This window comes from Streptomyces sp. NPDC001634 (genome assembly GCF_040298185.1).
Classification (GTDB): domain Bacteria; phylum Actinomycetota; class Actinomycetes; order Streptomycetales; family Streptomycetaceae; genus Streptomyces.
In genome coordinates this window covers 1-16,224 of record NZ_JBEOZU010000032.1, presented here as the reverse complement: position 1 = coordinate 16,224, position 16,224 = coordinate 1, and the positions used below count along the sequence as shown (strand labels likewise).

Genomic DNA, 16,224 nt, shown 5'->3' with positions numbered 1-16,224 from the left:
CACCGGATCCGGCGAACCGGCCCAGTCCTCAGCGACTTGATGCGTGAGCGCGCCGACGGGGCGTGCACTCCCTACCGGGTGGCCGGTGGCGCCGCCCTGGTCTTTACAACGGCCCGGCCGAGGTGTTACCCCTCCCGCGCGCGAGCAGAGGTATGCCGTTCACGAAACGGCCGGCGACCTCAACTCTCCTTTTCCTCCGAGGTCCGTGCAGCCTGGAGAAGAGGATCCAGGCGGTCGGCACACCGAGGGCCGCGACCGAGCCGAGATGCGGGCAGGAACGTTCGTCCGGCTCTACGGCGTGGGGTTCTTGCAAGGCCGTCCGGAAGACCACGGGCGAGGAGACCGAGCTGCCGACGCCGGGTCCGGTCGAGCACGGCATCGAGCTCTGGCAGAGGCGAGTGAGCCCAGCCAGGCCGCTGGCATTGACATGCAAGCAAGAAGTCGAACAAAAGTGGCGAATAACTCGAACCGTTCGGCATGCGTCGCCCGTGGAACTGAATGAGCGCGCCCATGCAGGGGCCCACCTACCGACCGCCCCCGAAGTTGTCGACGGTCTCCCCCGTTCCGGTCTCCGCACATCCACAGAAGAGCCAGAAGACCATGTTCGTGACCGACTCCCCCAGCCCGAGTTCACTGCTCGGCCAGCCCTGCCGCAACCAGGCGCTGCTCACCCTGCCGGCGCAAGAGGCGCACGTCTCCGCCGCTCGCCACTTCGCGGCCGATCTGCTGGAGACCTGGAGTGTTCCCGAAAGCGAGCGTGACTCCGCCGTCCTCATCGTCGACGAACTCACCGCCAACGCCGCCCAGTACGGCCGCGAGCGCATGACCCTGCTGCTCGTCCTCGACCACGGCACTCTGCACATTGTGGTCACTGACTCCGGCACGACCGTGGAGCGCCACCGCCCCGACATCGCCCCCGACGAACACGGCCGAGGCACTGGCATCGTCCAGTACCTCGCCCAGTCGGCCGAGGTCCACCAGACACGCAGCGGCCGCGAAGTCCGCGCCTGCCTGAGGTGCTCGCCATGACCGGGCCGGACCTTCCGCACGAGCTGCGCCCCCCTACCGGGGCCCGCACTGCAGCACAGCGACGGGTCACCGGGGGCGGCTGCGACGCCGGGTCACCCGACGACCCCGCCGAGTGGGCCTTCGCGACCCACAAGCCCGGCCTCATCGACGGCTGCCCGGGCCCGGCCCAGGTGCCCATGCGGTCCGGGGCACACCCATCCGCCCTCGATCACGGCGACCCCGGCCACGACACGGTGCTGTGTCAACGCTGGGGCGCCCGGCCCCTGCGTACCGGCGGAGGTATGACCATGGACGTCACCCCGAACAGCGGCGAGGACATCGGCGCCCCGCCCCCGCACGAGGCGTACGCGAATGCGCCAGACCTACGCCGCGAGATGCACCAAGTGCTCGCTCTTGGGGCCGAGCGCGACGGCCGCCAGGCCAGGCCCGTCACCGGACCCCCGGTCGATGCGCCGGCCGCCGAACGCGCCTGGCTGCTACGTCGTGCCGCCCTCATGGACCGGATGGCCATGGACGACCCCTGCCCCGGCCCGGTCGCAGCCGCCGCAGAAACCGCCGAACGCCTCGTCCTGCACGACCGCCACCATCCCGACCTGGTGGCCGGCCCGCACCACCCCGACGGGATCACGCTCGACCCCAGCCGCCCCTACGTCCGCCAGGAGTATGCCGCCTGGACGGCCGCCGGCCGCCTCGGAACCTGAACCGACCCCGACCCGACAGGAAGAAGGACACATGACCCGCAAGGACATCAACACCCGGAATGCCCCCGCAGCAGCCGACCAACTCCACTCGCCTCGCCTCCCACGCCCGACAGCCCTGCGTGAACATCGCGCCGACCGGCGACAGGAACGGTCACGCCAGGGAAAGCCGATGAACGCACCGTGGTCGAACGCGAAGACCCATCAGCTGTTCCAGGTGCCCGAACGTGGTTGCTCCCAGGGGCAGTGGCTGGGCGTCCATCCGGCCCAAACGCCCCCACACATTCCGCGGGCCGGGCAGCCGGCGCAGGTGGCCATGCAGGTCACAGGCGGCGAACTACGCCTCGTCATACACCTGTTGCTGGTCGAGCTCCCCGCGGTTGCGGCGGCGACGGGCGACGAATTCACTTGTGAGGCCGGGCTGGACGACGCCGTGGGAATCTCCCGATGGCGCGGGCGGCGAACACCGGTGAAACCGCCGTGCCAAGTGCACCGGGAAACCCCCTCCCAGCCGCCTCCGCACAAGACCGCGGGCGCGGGCACGGGCGCCGGCCTGCCCGGCCACCTCCTGCGGATCCCCTTCTGCGACGACGAGTGCCAGGCATCCGTCGGTGCAGAGCCCGCCGGGCGTGGTGTCCCGGCCGAGTGTGGCCGGGACACGGAAGGGGAACTCTTCACCGTATCGACGGACGGGCAACCGTGCTGGACGCGCCCGCCGGCGGCAGCGGGCCGTCCGCGGCCAAAGGTGTGCACCTCCCACCGCGTCACCCTTCGGCGAGGCCCGGTCGTGGGCGGTGCACTTCCTTGGGCAGCGGCCGAAGCTCTGCGCGCGCCCGGAGAGCGATGGAGGCATGCTCGGGGCGGCAAGACACGATGCGCCGCGCGCGCCCCCGCTCCCACCGCTGCCGCGCAGCAACAAGCGGCACGGATCGCCGAGGCGGGTACGAAGGCCGGCACAAAGGCCCGGCGGGTACTGGACAGCGGCCTCTTCGACAACGCCGGCATCCGCGTGGCGGCCGCCCGCACGATCCGGCAGGGCCACACGGCGGGGCCGTCCACTCCGCCCCAAGGTTGTACGGTCGCGCACCGTAGCAAGCCTGCGTTCGAAGGGCTGGTGTAACGATGTTCCGCAATGCGCTGGAGCCCTGGCACCTGCTGATCCTGGTCGCGGTAGTGGTTTTGATCTTCGGCTCGAAGAAACTACCCGACACGGCCCGGGCGCTGGGTAAGTCCGTGCGAATCCTCAAGAGCGAGACCAAGGCCATGAAAGACGACGGCGCCTCAAACGAGCCACGCCCCGAGCCTGAGCCTGCACCGGGACCGCGGACGATCTCGGACGCTCCCGAAGGACCCGCCACCGCCCGCGCCGTGCCCACGGACAGCACGACCAGCCACCGAGACTGAGCCCGGTCCTGCGCGCCCCTGGCTGATCCCCCGCACGAGACGCTGCCCGAAGCCTCCCCTGCCGGTTCACCTCTTGGGCTGTCGGGACGCCCGCGTCCGCAGTATCGGCCGGCGTCTTGGCCGGAGCAGTGCTGTTTCCTGGCCCGAGCGCGGCGCGTAACCGTGGACGGTCTGGGGACCTTCGTGAGCCGCCCACCCTCTCGCAGGGCAGGGCAGATCAGATCAGCTCGCGGTAAGTGGTGCCGACCTGAACCAACTGCCTCCTGGACGTGCTACCTGCCGCAACCGACGCCGTGGCGAGCTCGCGCCCCACCGGGCGACAGAGACGATCAAGTACTGACGCAGGGCCGGTAGTCTCCGGTCCGGCGCACGAGATGAGGACGTGGCGTGCCCCAGTCAGCCCGCAACAAGGAGAAGGATTCCGGGGGGCGGATGCCGCTCGCGGAGCACGTTCGTGAGCTTCGCAACCGGCTCGCCAAGGCCGTCCTGGCCATCCTGGTCGTCACGATCGCTGCGGCCTTCCACTACAGGGACATCATAAACTTCTTCACCAGGCCGGTGCTGGACTCGGTCGGCTGCCCGACGTCCTTCGCCGATCTGGCCAAGCAGACCGCGAACACCACCTGCGCGCGGATCACGATCAACGGTCTACTCGCGCCCTTCACCCTGGCGTTGAAGGTGACCCTGATGGCCGGCGTTGTGCTGGCCTCGCCGGTATGGCTGTACCAGCTGTGGGCGTTCGTTGCCCCCGGCCTGCACAAGCACGAGCGGAAATACGCCTACGCGTTCGTCGGCGCGGGCGTCCCGCTGTTCTTCGGCGGCGCTTTCTTCGCCTACAAGGTGCTGCCCACGACCGCGAAGGTGTTGATCGACTTCACCCCGCATGGGGTGAGCAACCTGCTGCCGCTGGATGATCTGCTCGACCTCGTCACCCGCATGGTGGTCGTCTTTGGTCTCTCCTTCGAGATGCCGCTGCTGCTGGTGATGCTGAACCTCACCGGGGTGCTGTCCGGCCGGCGGATGCTCGGCTGGTGGCGCGGCATGATCCTGGGGATCACGGTCTTTTCGGCTGTGGCGACGCCGAGCACAGACCCCCTGACCATGCTGGCGCTGGCCGCGCCGATCTGGGTGCTCTATTTCGCCGCCGTTGTCTTTTCGCTTCTCAATGACCGGCGCAAGGCCCGCAGAGAAGCAGAAGGACCCGGCGACGACGAGGCCTCCGATCTCGACCTCACGCCGCAGGACATCGGCGAAGTGGAATCGGTGTCCGCCAGCCAGGCCCTGCCCGCACAGCCGGACGCTGACGACGACCGCGCCGACGGGTAAGACGACGTGACCTGACGGGGCCTTCATAGGGCACGGAGCGTGGAGGCCCCGCCGACGCGCAACACCAGCTCCAGGCCGCCCGACCCCCACCGCGCCGAGCGCGGCCCAGCCGTGCCCTTGCCGGATACCACGTCCGCCCAGGTCACGCAGCATGTTCGTATTCGTGGAGGATGCCGCCGAGGCGCTCGCGTCTGCGTATGTCCAAGCGGGCGATCTGGGAGATCCTCCGCGAGCACGGCATTACGCCCCCGCGCCGGAACGGCCGAGCACCACCTGGGCCGAGTTCCTGCGCGGCCAGGCCGAGGCGCTGCCGGCCTGCGACCTGTTCGAGGCCCGAACCCTGACCGGGCACGCCTGTACGTCTTCGCCGTCATCCACCACGCCTCCAGACGCATCCGGATCCTGGGCGCTATGCCCACCCCACGCGCGACTGGCTCGTCCAACTCGGGCGGAACCTGCTCATAGACCTCGAGGACGCGGGCAACCGGACCAGATTCCTCATCCGGGACCGGGACGCGAAGTTCACAGCAGGCTTCGACGCCCTGTTTCTCCGACGCGGGCCCGGAGGCGATCAAGAGCGGTGTCCGCATACCCCGGATGAACGCCATCATGGAGCGCTGGATCCAGACCTGTCGCAGGGAGCTGCTCGACCGCACGCCCATCTGGAACCATAGCCATCTGTTGTACGTGCTGCGCGAGTTCGAGACCTTCTACAACGAGCACAGGCCGCACCGGACCCTCGGCCAGGCGGCTCCGCTCCGCCCACTGCCCGAAGTCACCGACGTCCCGGCGCGAAGAAGCCGACTGAAGATCCGCCGACGAGATCGACTCGGCGGGACTCTCCACGAGTACGAACATGCTGCCTGACCTCGGCGGATGATGTATCGGCACCCGCAGTGCCGGAAGTCATCGCCGAGCACATTGCGGCGGTCAACGCCTTCGATCTTGACGCCATCGCGGGCACCTTCGCCGACGATGCCCTCGTCAACGACGCGCAGCGGGAGTTCTTCGGGGCTGAGTCGATCCGCGCGTGGGCTCGGCGCGACCTGGTAGGCGACAAGGTCACCATGGCCGTGACCGAGGCCGTGCACCACCGCACGCTGACGATCGTCCGAGCGCGTTATGACGGCGAATACGACAAGACGAATCTTCCTGCCGAACTCATCTTGACCAATTACTTCACCGTCGCGGGCGGCGAGATCACCAGTCTGATCATCCTGCGCAACAGGCCCGCCACGTCCGATCAGCACGCCCTGCGGTCCGTGTGAACGGCGTACGCTACTGCGAACACCGCGGAGGACCACCCTATGAGCACGACCGTAGTCACCGAGTTCTTCGCGATGCCGGGCCGCGGCGATGACGTTGCGAAACTCGTCCTGGAGATCCTCGGGGAAAGCCTTCAGCACGAAGGATGCGAGGACATCCGCATTCTGCGCGACCAGGACGACGCCGACCACGTCGCTGGGCTGACCCGGTGGGCCGAACGGCACAACTACACCGACTACCTTGCCTGGCGTACCTCGCACGGCTTCACCGCCACACTCGAAGCGATGCTGACCCAGCCGCTGGTCATCCACTACTACGATGAGGCTTTCCAAGGCCAGGGAATGGCGGTGCGCAACCGCTGAGCGCGCGACCCGACGGCACGCTCGCCCCAGCCCTCTCCAGCGGCGGGTCCTCTCCATCGCGCCATTCACCACCCCATCCTGGAACGAGGAGGCCGACAGGGGTCGACGTGCGCCGCCCTGCTTGATGGGTGAGACTTGCCAAGGAGCCTTCCGCGTCTCGCCATGCCCGTGCCCGGGTAAGGAGGCACATGGTGTCCGACACTCTCGCCTGGCTCTCCGCGTCCCGGGTGTCGATCTGGTTGGGCGACCTGAGCCGACCGCGACTGGTAGCCGGCAACCGGCAACCTGGGCAGGCTCGTCGCGTGCCGGAACGTCGCCGACGTCGCCACTCACCCGGCGATCTTCGCAAGCCCGGTGTACGAGGCCAACGGGGGCGTGGACGGGCGGGCCTCGATCGGGGTCGACCCGCGGCCGGCACATGACACCGCGCGCACCATCGGGTGGCTGGTGTACCGGCCCAGTCTGTTCGTCAAGATCCCCGCGGTCAAGCAGGGTCCGGAAGCGATAGGCACATGTCTGACCGAGGACCTCAGCATCAACGTCACGCTGCTGTTCTCCCTCGACCGCTACGACGCGGTGGCGGAGGCGGTCCCGACCGGGATGGAACGCGCGCGGGTCACCGGGCGCTACCTGTCCAGGATCGCGTCGGCGTCCTCATTCTTCGTATCGCGAGTGGATACCGAGATCGACCGGCGGCTTACCGGTTGGGCGGCGGGCGAGCCACTACGCTGCACGGGCAGGCGGCCTTCACCAACGCCCGTATCGCTTACGAGCACTACGCACGCGTGCTCGCCACCGAGGGGTGGAAGCGGCTGGAGCGGGCCGACGCCAGGCCGCAGCGGCTGCCGTGGGCGTCCACGGGCGTGAAGGACCCGGCATACGATGCCACGCGGTACGTCGTGGGCCTGGTCGTCCCAGGCGTGGTCAGCACCATGCCGGAGGCGACACTGAACGCTGTCGCCGAGCACGGCGCGGTTCCGGTTGGCAGTATCCGCGACACCTATGGCGAAGCGCACCAAGAGCTGGATGACGAGGGCGTGGAGAAGTTCAACGCCAGGTGGAGTGAGTTGGTTGAGAAACTCGCGGTCAGCCCGCACGAATCCGACAGCGGCCGGCCCCACCGCCCAGACCGCAGCAGGGAGAAGGTGTGATGGTGCAATCCACGTTCGTGATCGTCGGGGCGAGTCTGGCTGGAGCCAAGGCCGCCGAAGCGCTACGCGGGAACGGCTTCGACGGTCGGATCCTGCTCATCGGGGACGAGCCGGACCCACCGTATGAGCGTCCGCCACTGTCCAAGGGCTACCTCATGGGCAGGCAAGACCGCGAAACGATCTTCGTCCACCCGTCGCATTGGTATGCCGATCAGGGCATCGATCTGCGGCTGGACACCATGGTCACGGCCATCGACCGCGACCGGAAGGCGGTCACCGTCTCCGGTGGCGGGACGATCGGCTACGACAAACTGCTGCTGGCTACCGGCGCCTCCCCGCACCGCCTGGCCGTACCGGGTGCGGACCTCGACGGCGTGCTCTACCTGCGCCGCGTCGGCGACTCCGAACGCATCCAGCGCACCTTCCGCTCCGCCTCCCGCATCGTCCTCGTCGGCGGCGGCTGGATCGGCCTGGAGGTGGCCGCCGCCGCACGGGAGGCAGGCGTCCAGGCCACCGTGCTAGTGGCAGGCGAGCTGCCACTGCTGCGCGTGCTGGGCCCGCAGATCGCGCCCGTCTTCGCCGACCTGCACCGTGAACACGGCGTGGACCTGCGGCTCGGTGCGCGGGTCACCGAGATCGTCGGCGAGAACGGGAGCGCCGCGGGCGTACGGTTGGCCGAGGGCACCCGCATCGACGCGGACGCGGTCGTGGTCGGCATCGGCGCCACTCCCGACACCCAACTGGCCGCCGAATCCGGTCTGCAGATCAACAACGGCGTCGTGGTCGACGCCTCCCTGCGGACCTCCGACCCGGACATCTACGCGGCTGGCGATGTGGCCAACGCCCTTCACCCGATGCTGGGCAAGCACATCCGCGTTGAGCACTGGGCCAACGCCCTTCACCAGCCTGGGACGGCCGCGCGGTCGATGCTGGGCGCGCCTGCGTTCTACGACCGCGTCCCGTACTTCTTCACCGACCAGTACGACCTGGGCATGGAGTACGCGGGCTACGCCGAGCCCGGCAGCTACGAGGACGTGGTGGTGCGCGGCGACCTGGCAAGCCGGGAGTTCATCGCCTTCTGGCTGGCCGACGGTCGCGTGCTGGCCGGCATGAACGTCAACCTCTGGGACGTCAACGACGCGGTCCAGCACCTGGTCCGCTCCGGCGAGCAGATCGACCGGGACAGGCTCGCCGACCCGGATGTTCCGCTGGAACAGCTGACTGCCGGAGCGGAGTGATCAGTGTCCGTGACTTTTCATGTCGCTCATGTGCTGCGGGGCCTCCCCCTGGGCGTGATGAGAACCGGAACACCCCATGAAGCGGGCACCGCACCGCGCAGGCCGACACGGCTTGCGCCGACCTCGCGTTCACGAACTCGGGAACAGAAGCCCGCCCGCCATCAGGCCGCCGTCGACGTGCCGACCGGTGGCCGATTTCCGACGTGTTCTCGTCCAGCCAGGTGCGGACGGCCTTGCAGCGGTGGACCGGGTGCCGGTCGGCGATCACGTGGACCTTGCGTCCGGCCTGGCGGGCGAGCCGGTCCGGGAAGCCGGTGAACACCTTCGCGGTGAAACGGCTGGTGAAGACGGTGAACCACAGCGCGCCGCGCGAGGCGACGGCCGACATGATGTTCACGCGCAACCCCTTGCCGTTAGCCCTCACCACGAGGGTACGGCCGTTCGGCGCCCAAGAACGGCCGGGCGGAGAGAGCCCCATCCTGACCAGTTCCCGCACCGCGGCCCGGGTCCACGGCGGCCCGCCGATCAGCAGCTCCTCGGGCGTGTGGTCCGCCATCGCCTGAAACGGCGTGCCTCGTTCCGCATCGCTGATCAGCTCATGCGGTCCGGGGCGCCGACTCCGCCCCACAGCCAAGGCGTCCCGGCCGCCGCGGTACCGCCACCAGCTGCCCACCGACCGCTCGTTGCCCCCGAACGCCTCAGACGCCTGCCGGTAGGTACGCACTGTGCCCGATTCCAGCGCGGCCACCACCCGCAGCCGCACCACCTCCCGCGCGGCAAGCGACACCCGACGCGCATCCTCAACCTCAATCACACCCGGCCAACGAGCAGGCAACTCAACCGTTCCGGCTCAATGACTGCGCATCGCCCCGCGCGAGGGCCACCTCCGCTGCGGGCTCCAGCCCACAACGCGTTCCGATCGCCGTCGTGCACCCTGCGAAGGACCGCAATTCGGCTGTGTCTGCCCGCTCGCCCTCGTCGTCCCGGCCGATGCCGTAGGCGGTCCCAACACCCAGGGACCTATGGCTCTACGAACACGGCCCCTACTTCACCTGGATGGACATGTCGCTCTCATCGGCCGTCCGGCCCAACCGCTCTCCTCGATTCGCGTACCTGCGGGCGAGCCGACCGGGCCCGGCAGGAACTCTTCGGGCGTACTGGCGAGATCGGCCCGCAACGGCTGGAGAACCTGTTGAGAAACCCTCGCCTCGCGACCGCCTCGATCGCCTCTGACGCCGTGCGTGCCACGGTGCACAACGTTGCTTCGGCGGCAGAAGGACGACGATCGGCATGAGTCCGCGGTCCGCACCGGCGGCGGTCGCACCCGCCCGCACCGATCCTCCTCGCTTTGCCTCCCAGCCGTCGGCCCGAACCACCGGCACTCCCAGCGCCGCGCTCGGCACCACGTGGTGTGCCGTCAAGACCCAGGGCAGCAAAATCGAGAGCGGGGGCGGCTGATCACGTGGACGATCTCGCTCGCCCCGCCAACCACCGACGGCTCTACGGCGTCCTGTGGATTCTCCTGCCCGTGGCGGTGGTGGTCGGCCTCTACTGGTACGGCCGGGTACACACCCCCAACTACGAGACCAGCCTCTTCGGGCAGCGCGGCAACGACGCAAGACTGCTGAAAGCCCAACTCGGGTCCGCACTCCTGGGCCTGGCGCTGATTCAGCTGTTTCTCGCCCTGTGGATGTACCGCCGCCTGCCCGCACTGCGAGCCGCACCGCACGGGGTGCACACCACGCACCGCCTGATCGGCCTGACCGCCTTCCTCCTCTCCCTGCCCATCGCTCGGCACTGCATCACCGCCTACGGCGTCCAACTGACCGACCCCCGCTTGGCGCTGCACTCGCTCACCGGCTGCTTCCTCTACGGGGCCTTCGTCGCCAAGGTCATCGTGGTCCGGCACCGCCGCTGGCCCAGCTGGGCACTCCCCCTGGCCGGCGGTACCCTCGTCACTGCGATCGCCCTGATCTGGTACGCGGCCGCCTTCTGGTACCTGAACGGCTTCCAGGCACCCGGCCTGTGAGCAGAACGCGAGGTGCCTCTCCCGACGGCCAACGACGGCCCCGGCCGGTCCGACAACATCACGGTGAGCGACACGCCGCCCAGACACCCTGTACCTGGGCGGTACTTGTCGGTTCGGGCGAGGACGTCGCCATCGCCGTAGCCCTGGGCGGGAACTGTCTGGCCGATTTGGCGATGTTGCGCACCGAGCCCGCTGTGTTCGGGTACTGCGGCCGTTCGTGGGAGGGGGCCGCGTGGTAGGCGCGGGTCAGTTCAGTGAGCAGGCCGGGGAGCCCTGCAGGTGCCGAAAACCCCCTGCGGTGGACCTTGTCCCCCAGCGCATGGAACCGCCGTCCGGGATCGGCCTTGGCCGCCCGGTAGAGCGCATGCTGCAAGGCTCGGACCGGATCCAGCTTCAGGGATCCCGACGTGGCGGAACCAGCCGATGTGGCACTCACCAAGCCCCTCCAGACAGCCTGCGCATCGACGAAGCAGCGGCCCTTCCCTGGCCAGCGGTTGTGTTGTCCGCCCGGCTCATCGCGGTACTACGGCCGCCTCCGACTCCCACCCGGCTCGCGTCCACTTCCCGGGGTGCACCCGGTTATAGGACGCGCAGCTTCCGGCAGCACCTATCCGCAGGCCACCGGGCCGGGGAGGGCCTCCCCAGTTCCCGCTGTCACCGTCGCAACGTTCCGCGCCCCATACGCCGGGGAGTCCTTCACGGCTGCATCTCCAGGATCTTCGCCGCTTCCATGGCCTTCGCCCTGATTTCGGGGGCTCGGCACTCCCTGTCCCCGCCCCAAGAGGCGGGCCTCTCACGACGCCGCAGGCTTCGCGTGATGCTACGGACCGCTGCTTTGCTCTCCCTTAGCAGGACTTTCGACACTGGGCTTCGACGCCGGGCGTTTCCCCCCGACGCCGCCAGTCTGCTACCGGGCCTCCTGGCAGCTACCCGGACCGGGCTTCCACCGGCAGGCGACAACGAGCTTACGACCGAAGATCAACTACGTCATCAAGACCTCCGAGTCTGCTGGGCGCGCGAAAGCGCGAGGCTAGGCGTGTATTTCTTGTCGCTCGGCATCGCGGATGGCGCGAGCGGCGTTGATGAGCCCGATGTGGCTGAAGGCTTGGGGGAAGTTGCCGAGGGCTTCTGCTGCGGTGGAGTCGGCCTCCTCGGCCAGCAGGCCGAGGTCGTTGGCGTGTGCGAGGGCGGTTTGGAAGGCGTGTCGTGCACGGGTGGTTTGGCCGGTGAGGGCGAGGGCTTGGGCAAGCCAGAAGGTGCACAGCAGGAAGGTGCCTTCTTCTTCCTGTAGTTCGTCGGTGAGGTAGCGGCGGACCAGGCCGTTGTGGTCGGTCAGTTGGGTGGCGATGGCCAGCACGGTGGACTGGATGCGGGGGTCGTGTGGTGGCAGGAAGCCGACGATGGGCAGCATCAGTGCGGAGGCGTCGAGGTCGTTGGTGTCGAATGCCTGGGTGAAGGCGCCCAGGTCGGGGTTCCAACCGCGTTGTTCGATGGCTTGGCGGATCCGGTCACGCTCGTGCTGCCAGTGGGGCAGGTGTTCGTCGGCCTGGAGGGCAGGGGCCATGCTGATGGCGCGGTCCAGGGCGACCCAGCACATCAGTTTCGAGTGGAGGAAGTGTCTGCTGGGTCCGCGTCTTTCCCAGATGCCTTGATCCGGTTGGGTCCACCGCTGGGCGGCTGTCTCGGCTGCCTGGAGCAGGAAGGTGCGGGTGGCTGGGTCGAGAGGCTCATCGGGCGGAAGGGTCTGGGCGGCGGCGTCGAGGAGTTCGCCGTAGACGTCGAGTTGGCGTTGGCGCCAGGCGTCGTTGCCGATCCGAACGGGGCCGCTGTTGCGCCAGCCGGTCAGGTGAGGCAGGGGCCGCTCGCTCAGATCACGTTCTCCGCCGATGCCGTACATGATCTGCAGGTCGGCGCCGCGGTTGAGTTGGGTTGCCGCGGCCCGGGCGAGGAAACCGAAGAACCGGTTCTTCTCCTTCTCGCAGGCGGCCGTGGCCAGTGCCTGAATGGTAAAGCTGGCGTCGCGGACCCATGTGTAGCGGTAGTCCCAGTTGCGCATTCCGCCCGTCTTCTCGGGCAGAGAGGTGGTGGCCGCGGCGACGATGGCCCCGGTGGGAGCGAAGGTCAGGGCCCGTAGCACGCGTCCACTGTGGCTCACTTCGTCCTGCCAGGGGCCGACGTAGCCGCGGTGGAGCTTCGACCAGGAGCGCCAGCCTTTGACGGTGTCGGACATGCGACGCCGGATCCGTCCCGTCCGCCAGGCCACCGACTCCCTTTCCCACGCCGTCCCGACGTGCAGGGCGAATCCGAGGCGGTGCCCCGCCGAGAGCGGGATTCGGCCGTGCGCCGTGGAGCCGCTCACCCGCAGGTCGACGGGGCTCGACAGGAGCAAAACGTGGGCGCCCCCGTACGCCGCAAGCCCACCTGGCACGGCTGAGAGGAGTGGGTGGACGAGTCCGAACTCCGGGCGCGGCGCGTAGGCGATCTCGATGTCCACCCGCCCTTCGGTGCAGGTGATCTGCCGCAGCAGCATTCCGGGGGAAGCGGTGCCGAGCGCGTGCCCGCGTTCGCGCCGTCCCAGGGCAAGGGCATCCCGCAGGACCGCCGTGCCCCCGGTCGTGCGGAAGACCGTCTCCAGAACGAGGGTGTCCTCGACGTAACGGCGGCTGATGTCGACCGGGCCGGTGACAGGGCGGATGGACCAGTGGCCGGCGTCCTCGTCGAGGAGCCGGGCGAAGATCGCCGGGCTGTCGAACCGGGGCAGGCACAGCCAATCCACCGAGCCGTCGGAGGTCACCAGCGCGGCCGAGCGGCAGTCGGACAGCAGGGCGTGGTCACCGATCGGTCGCGCACTCATGCGTCGCAGCCCGTCCAACTTGGGCCGGACGCGGCCCGGCCGGGACGACGTGAGCAGTCACCTGCGCCGCAGGTCACGCCAGGTGCCTGACGGGTGACATGGATCCCAGCCTCTCTGAACAGCGGATTCACCTCCAGCCAATCAGCACGATCGGTGGATCGCACGTGCCGGTTGCCGACGGTTGCTCCGACCGAGTGGCACGAGCTGGTGCCTCGCTCGGCGTACGTCGTTTCTCCCTGCCGCCGCGTGGCCGACCCCGCGTCATCAGCGAGGTCCCGAGGCCCAATCCGGGCGGCCGAGGGCAAGGAGGCGTCGGTGGCCGTATCCCCACTGGTCGGTGACGCTGAGGGCAAGGTCTTCGGCGATCGTGTTGAGCGCTCGTCGTCCGAGCCGTGCCCAGGGAAAGTACGGACCGCTCTGGCCCTGGAGGTTCTCGAACCGGGCGGTGCACAGCTCTTCGACGTCATGGGGGTCGACCTCGACGACGAGGCGCCCGGTGGTGGCGATGAGTCCGCCGCAGCGGCGCAGCAGGCCATGAGGGTCGCCTCCGATGCCGATATTGCCGTCGATGAGCAGCACCGTCTTCCAGCCTCTCTCGGCCGGCAGCCGGTCGAAGACCGATCGGCACAGTGCGAGCCCGCCCAGAGAGGTGGTCAGGGCGACCGCGCGAGGTGCCAGGTCGACCCCGAGGGCGAAAACTCCCCGGCTCAGGAGTGCTCTGCACATGCGGCCCGGGCCGCAGCCGACGTCGAGGACGGGGCCGATGCAGCGCTCCAGTACGGTCCTGTCGGCCACCGTGGGCTGCCCGTGCCAGCGGTGCACCGGCATCCGGATCCGGCGCCCGTCGGCCAGCCGTAGGTACACCGGTTCTGGGCCGGGTCGCAGGGCGAGCGCGTAGGGATCCTCGTCGGCGCCGTACAGCTCGTCCTCGTCCGCGGTCACGGTGCTGCGCCATGCCCCGCGGCGGGTCGGCTCTCGTCGCCGCGGCCGGCCCGCCGCACGCGGCGCCATCTCACCGCGAAGGCCACCGCGGAGGCCACGAAGAGCACGCCGGTGATCGCCAGCCATCGGCCGAGGTAGACGCTGTCGGACAGCCCGGTGTCACCGGCGTAGGGGACCGCCAGACGGAAGACGAGGGGGAACCAGATCAGCAGGAGCAGACCTGACAGGAAGGCCGGAACGCGCAGGTAGTTGATCCACGGCACCGTCGGTCCGTCGGCGGCACGGTGCCGCACTACGGAGAGGGCCGACAGGTCGGCCAGCGAGTACAGGGGCAGCAGGATGAGGTCGTGGAGGATCGCCGCACCGACGAACCAGATCGCCACCTCCCAGGGCTGGACGGCGAACAGGCGCACCATGGCGTAGCCGGTCAGGGCGAACGAGGCGATCAGGACGAGCAGGTGCAGGGGGCCGGAGCCGTACCAGCGGACGATTCGTGCCATGGTCACGCCCTGAAGGTGAGCTGGTGGACCCACTTGGTGTTGTTCACGCCGGGGTTGGCCGGGACGATGATGCGGGCCGGGTAGCCGTGGTCGAGTGAGAGGTCCGCGCCGTTGACGCGCAGGGCGAGCAGCGCTCGGGGGTCGTGGATCTGGTTGCCCCGCAGCACCACCCTGGTGAAGGGGCCGGGGGGTTGGATGGACTGGACCAGGACGCTTGCGGCGTCGGGCATTCCGGCCAGTGCGGCGAGGTCGGCCAGCCGAAGGCCGCTCCAGTGCTGGTCTTCGGTGGACCATCCCTCCACGCAAGCGATCGGCAGTGCGGCGGCGTGCTGGGGCATCGCCAGGAGCTGCTCGCGGGTGAAGACCCGTGGCGCTCCGCGTCCGTGGACCTCCAGCCGCCAGTTGGGTCCGACAAGGGCGGGGGTCACGCCGACTTTCGCCGCCGTCTTGTTGATCTGAAAGCTGTTCGGGCCGCTGCCCGGATCGCGGTTGTGCGGTGCGAGCAGCGCAGTGGCGCGCAGCCGTCCGCCGATGCTCTGTCCGGCGGTCACGACGAGGAGGAGCAGCGATCCCGCTCCCACCATGCCCACCGCACCGCGGCGGGTCATCGTCGGCGGGGCGGGAGCGGCTGCCACCAGGCCGTCGGGATCGGGCGGTTCGGGCACTGTGTGGGCAAGGTCGGTGCGCAGTTCGGCGCCCAGGCTGCGCGAGCGCAGGGCCCGCGTCATCCGGCCAAGTCGGAGGCACACGTGGACAACGAAGGCGGCGATGAACACCCAGGCGCCGTAGAAGTGCAGGCGGTAAAACGAGCCCGGGAAGACGTAGTAGAGCTGGATGTTGAAGATGCCGGTGACGAATTCGAAGATTACTCCGCCGACCAGCATCAGCAGGGACAGCCTCTCCAGGCCGTGGACGATGGAGCGTACCGGCAGCCATTCGAACAGCTTCGGGATCACCGACCACAACTTGGCCAGCAGCACCGGCACCAGCACCACACCCAGCGTCACGTGCACGCCCTGGAGCAGCCGGTATAACCAGTACGGGTGTGTGGGCCAGCTGAAGAGGTAGAAGCCCAGGACGCCCTTGTCAGGTGTCTGGTCGTTGATGCGGTCGAGTCCCGGGTTGTAGGAGGCGTAGGAGAGCAGCCCGGTGACGAAGAGCAGCGGGATGCCGATCAGCAGCACCAGGCCGAACACGGACGTCAGCCAGGGCCCGCGGATGGGACTGCGCCAGAAGCTGGGGCGGAACGGCCCCGGGGGCGGGGGAGTCTGCTCGGCCCGGCGCACGAGGGCCCTGGTACGAGCGGCCCCCTTGGTGGCCCGTGCCGCCACGGCAGCGCGAACGCGCTCGAGGCGCCCCTGCGCGTGACCCTCGTCCGATCCCCGCCGCTGCGGCCCGCCGGAGCCCGCGGCCGGCGGCCGTCCG

The 16,224-nt window shown here is 69.1% G+C and carries 14 protein-coding genes and 2 pseudogenes; 11 read left to right on the top strand and 5 right to left on the bottom strand.

All coding sequences use genetic code 11. The features are described 5' to 3' along the window. Positions 1 to 510 precede the first annotated feature (510 nt). From ABT186_RS22270 to ABT186_RS22230, 9 genes and pseudogenes are all read left to right on the top strand, one after another. Positions 511 to 1,029 (top strand): ATP-binding protein, encoded by a 519-nt coding sequence (locus ABT186_RS22270; RefSeq protein WP_351926403.1) that lies wholly within the window; start codon positions 511 to 513, stop codon positions 1,027 to 1,029. Next, positions 1,026 to 1,730, top strand: a complete 705-nt coding sequence (locus tag ABT186_RS22265; protein WP_351926402.1) for a hypothetical protein — start codon at positions 1,026 to 1,028, stop codon at positions 1,728 to 1,730. The genes ABT186_RS22270 and ABT186_RS22265 overlap by 4 nt, the downstream gene beginning before the upstream one ends. A 1,119-nt stretch (positions 1,731 to 2,849) precedes the next feature. Beyond that, complete coding sequence (gene tatA / locus ABT186_RS22260; protein ID WP_351224521.1) at positions 2,850 to 3,131, top strand: Sec-independent protein translocase subunit TatA; 282 nt, start codon at positions 2,850 to 2,852, stop codon at positions 3,129 to 3,131. A 387-nt stretch (positions 3,132 to 3,518) separates the two neighbouring features. After that, positions 3,519 to 4,457, top strand: coding sequence for a twin-arginine translocase subunit TatC (gene tatC / locus ABT186_RS22255; protein ID WP_351224519.1), 939 nt, complete (start codon positions 3,519 to 3,521; stop codon positions 4,455 to 4,457). Positions 4,458 to 4,669: 212 nt separating this feature from the next. Beyond that, positions 4,670 to 5,324: pseudogene (locus tag ABT186_RS22250) on the top strand (integrase core domain-containing protein); the annotation flags it as partial. A 29-nt stretch (positions 5,325 to 5,353) separates the two neighbouring features. Continuing rightward, positions 5,354 to 5,725 carry a nuclear transport factor 2 family protein gene (locus tag ABT186_RS22245; RefSeq protein WP_351224517.1) on the top strand — a complete coding sequence of 124 codons (372 nt, stop codon included), beginning with the start codon at positions 5,354 to 5,356 and terminating at the stop codon, positions 5,723 to 5,725. Positions 5,726 to 5,764: 39 nt separating this feature from the next. Further along, a complete protein-coding gene (locus ABT186_RS22240; protein ID WP_351926400.1) occupies positions 5,765 to 6,085 on the top strand; it encodes a putative quinol monooxygenase in 321 nt (106 codons plus the stop codon). A 191-nt stretch (positions 6,086 to 6,276) separates the two neighbouring features. Further along, positions 6,277 to 7,236, top strand: a pseudogene (locus ABT186_RS22235) (transaldolase family protein). Then, positions 7,236 to 8,474: an NAD(P)/FAD-dependent oxidoreductase gene (locus ABT186_RS22230; protein ID WP_351926398.1), complete on the top strand. Its 1,239-nt coding sequence runs from the start codon at positions 7,236 to 7,238 to the stop codon at positions 8,472 to 8,474. Before ABT186_RS22235 ends, ABT186_RS22230 begins: the two are co-directional and overlap by 1 nt. Here ABT186_RS22230 and ABT186_RS22225 read toward each other — a convergent pair. Further along, on the bottom strand, positions 8,368 to 8,898 hold the full coding sequence (locus ABT186_RS22225; protein WP_351926478.1) for a transposase: 531 nt from the start codon (positions 8,896 to 8,898) through the stop codon (positions 8,368 to 8,370). The two genes, ABT186_RS22230 and ABT186_RS22225, sit on opposite strands and share 107 nt — an antisense overlap. Here ABT186_RS22225 and ABT186_RS22220 point away from each other — a divergent pair. Together ABT186_RS22220 and ABT186_RS22215 are read left to right on the top strand one after the other, a co-directional pair. Then, positions 8,789 to 9,037 (top strand): hypothetical protein, encoded by a 249-nt coding sequence (locus ABT186_RS22220; protein ID WP_351926484.1) that lies wholly within the window; start codon positions 8,789 to 8,791, stop codon positions 9,035 to 9,037. The genes ABT186_RS22225 and ABT186_RS22220 overlap by 110 nt on opposite strands. An 899-nt stretch (positions 9,038 to 9,936) precedes the next feature. Next, a complete protein-coding gene (locus tag ABT186_RS22215; protein WP_351926396.1) occupies positions 9,937 to 10,503 on the top strand; it encodes a DUF6529 family protein in 567 nt (188 codons plus the stop codon). Positions 10,504 to 11,533: 1,030 nt separating this feature from the next. Here the strand turns inward: ABT186_RS22215 and ABT186_RS22210 are convergent. From ABT186_RS22210 to ABT186_RS22195, 4 genes are all read right to left on the bottom strand, one after another. Continuing rightward, positions 11,534 to 13,357, bottom strand: a complete 1,824-nt coding sequence (locus ABT186_RS22210) for a glycoside hydrolase family 15 protein (protein WP_351926394.1) — start codon at positions 13,355 to 13,357, stop codon at positions 11,534 to 11,536. A gap of 264 nt (positions 13,358 to 13,621) precedes the next feature. Next, positions 13,622 to 14,299: a class I SAM-dependent methyltransferase gene (locus tag ABT186_RS22205; protein ID WP_351926392.1), complete on the bottom strand. Its 678-nt coding sequence runs from the start codon at positions 14,297 to 14,299 to the stop codon at positions 13,622 to 13,624. Next, positions 14,296 to 14,799: a hypothetical protein gene (locus ABT186_RS22200; RefSeq protein WP_351224555.1), complete on the bottom strand. Its 504-nt coding sequence runs from the start codon at positions 14,797 to 14,799 to the stop codon at positions 14,296 to 14,298. The genes ABT186_RS22205 and ABT186_RS22200 overlap by 4 nt, the downstream gene beginning before the upstream one ends. Positions 14,800 to 14,801: 2 nt before the next feature. Further along, on the bottom strand, positions 14,802 to 16,085 hold the full coding sequence (locus ABT186_RS22195; protein WP_351926476.1) for a molybdopterin-dependent oxidoreductase: 1,284 nt from the start codon (positions 16,083 to 16,085) through the stop codon (positions 14,802 to 14,804). Positions 16,086 to 16,224 lie beyond the last annotated feature (139 nt).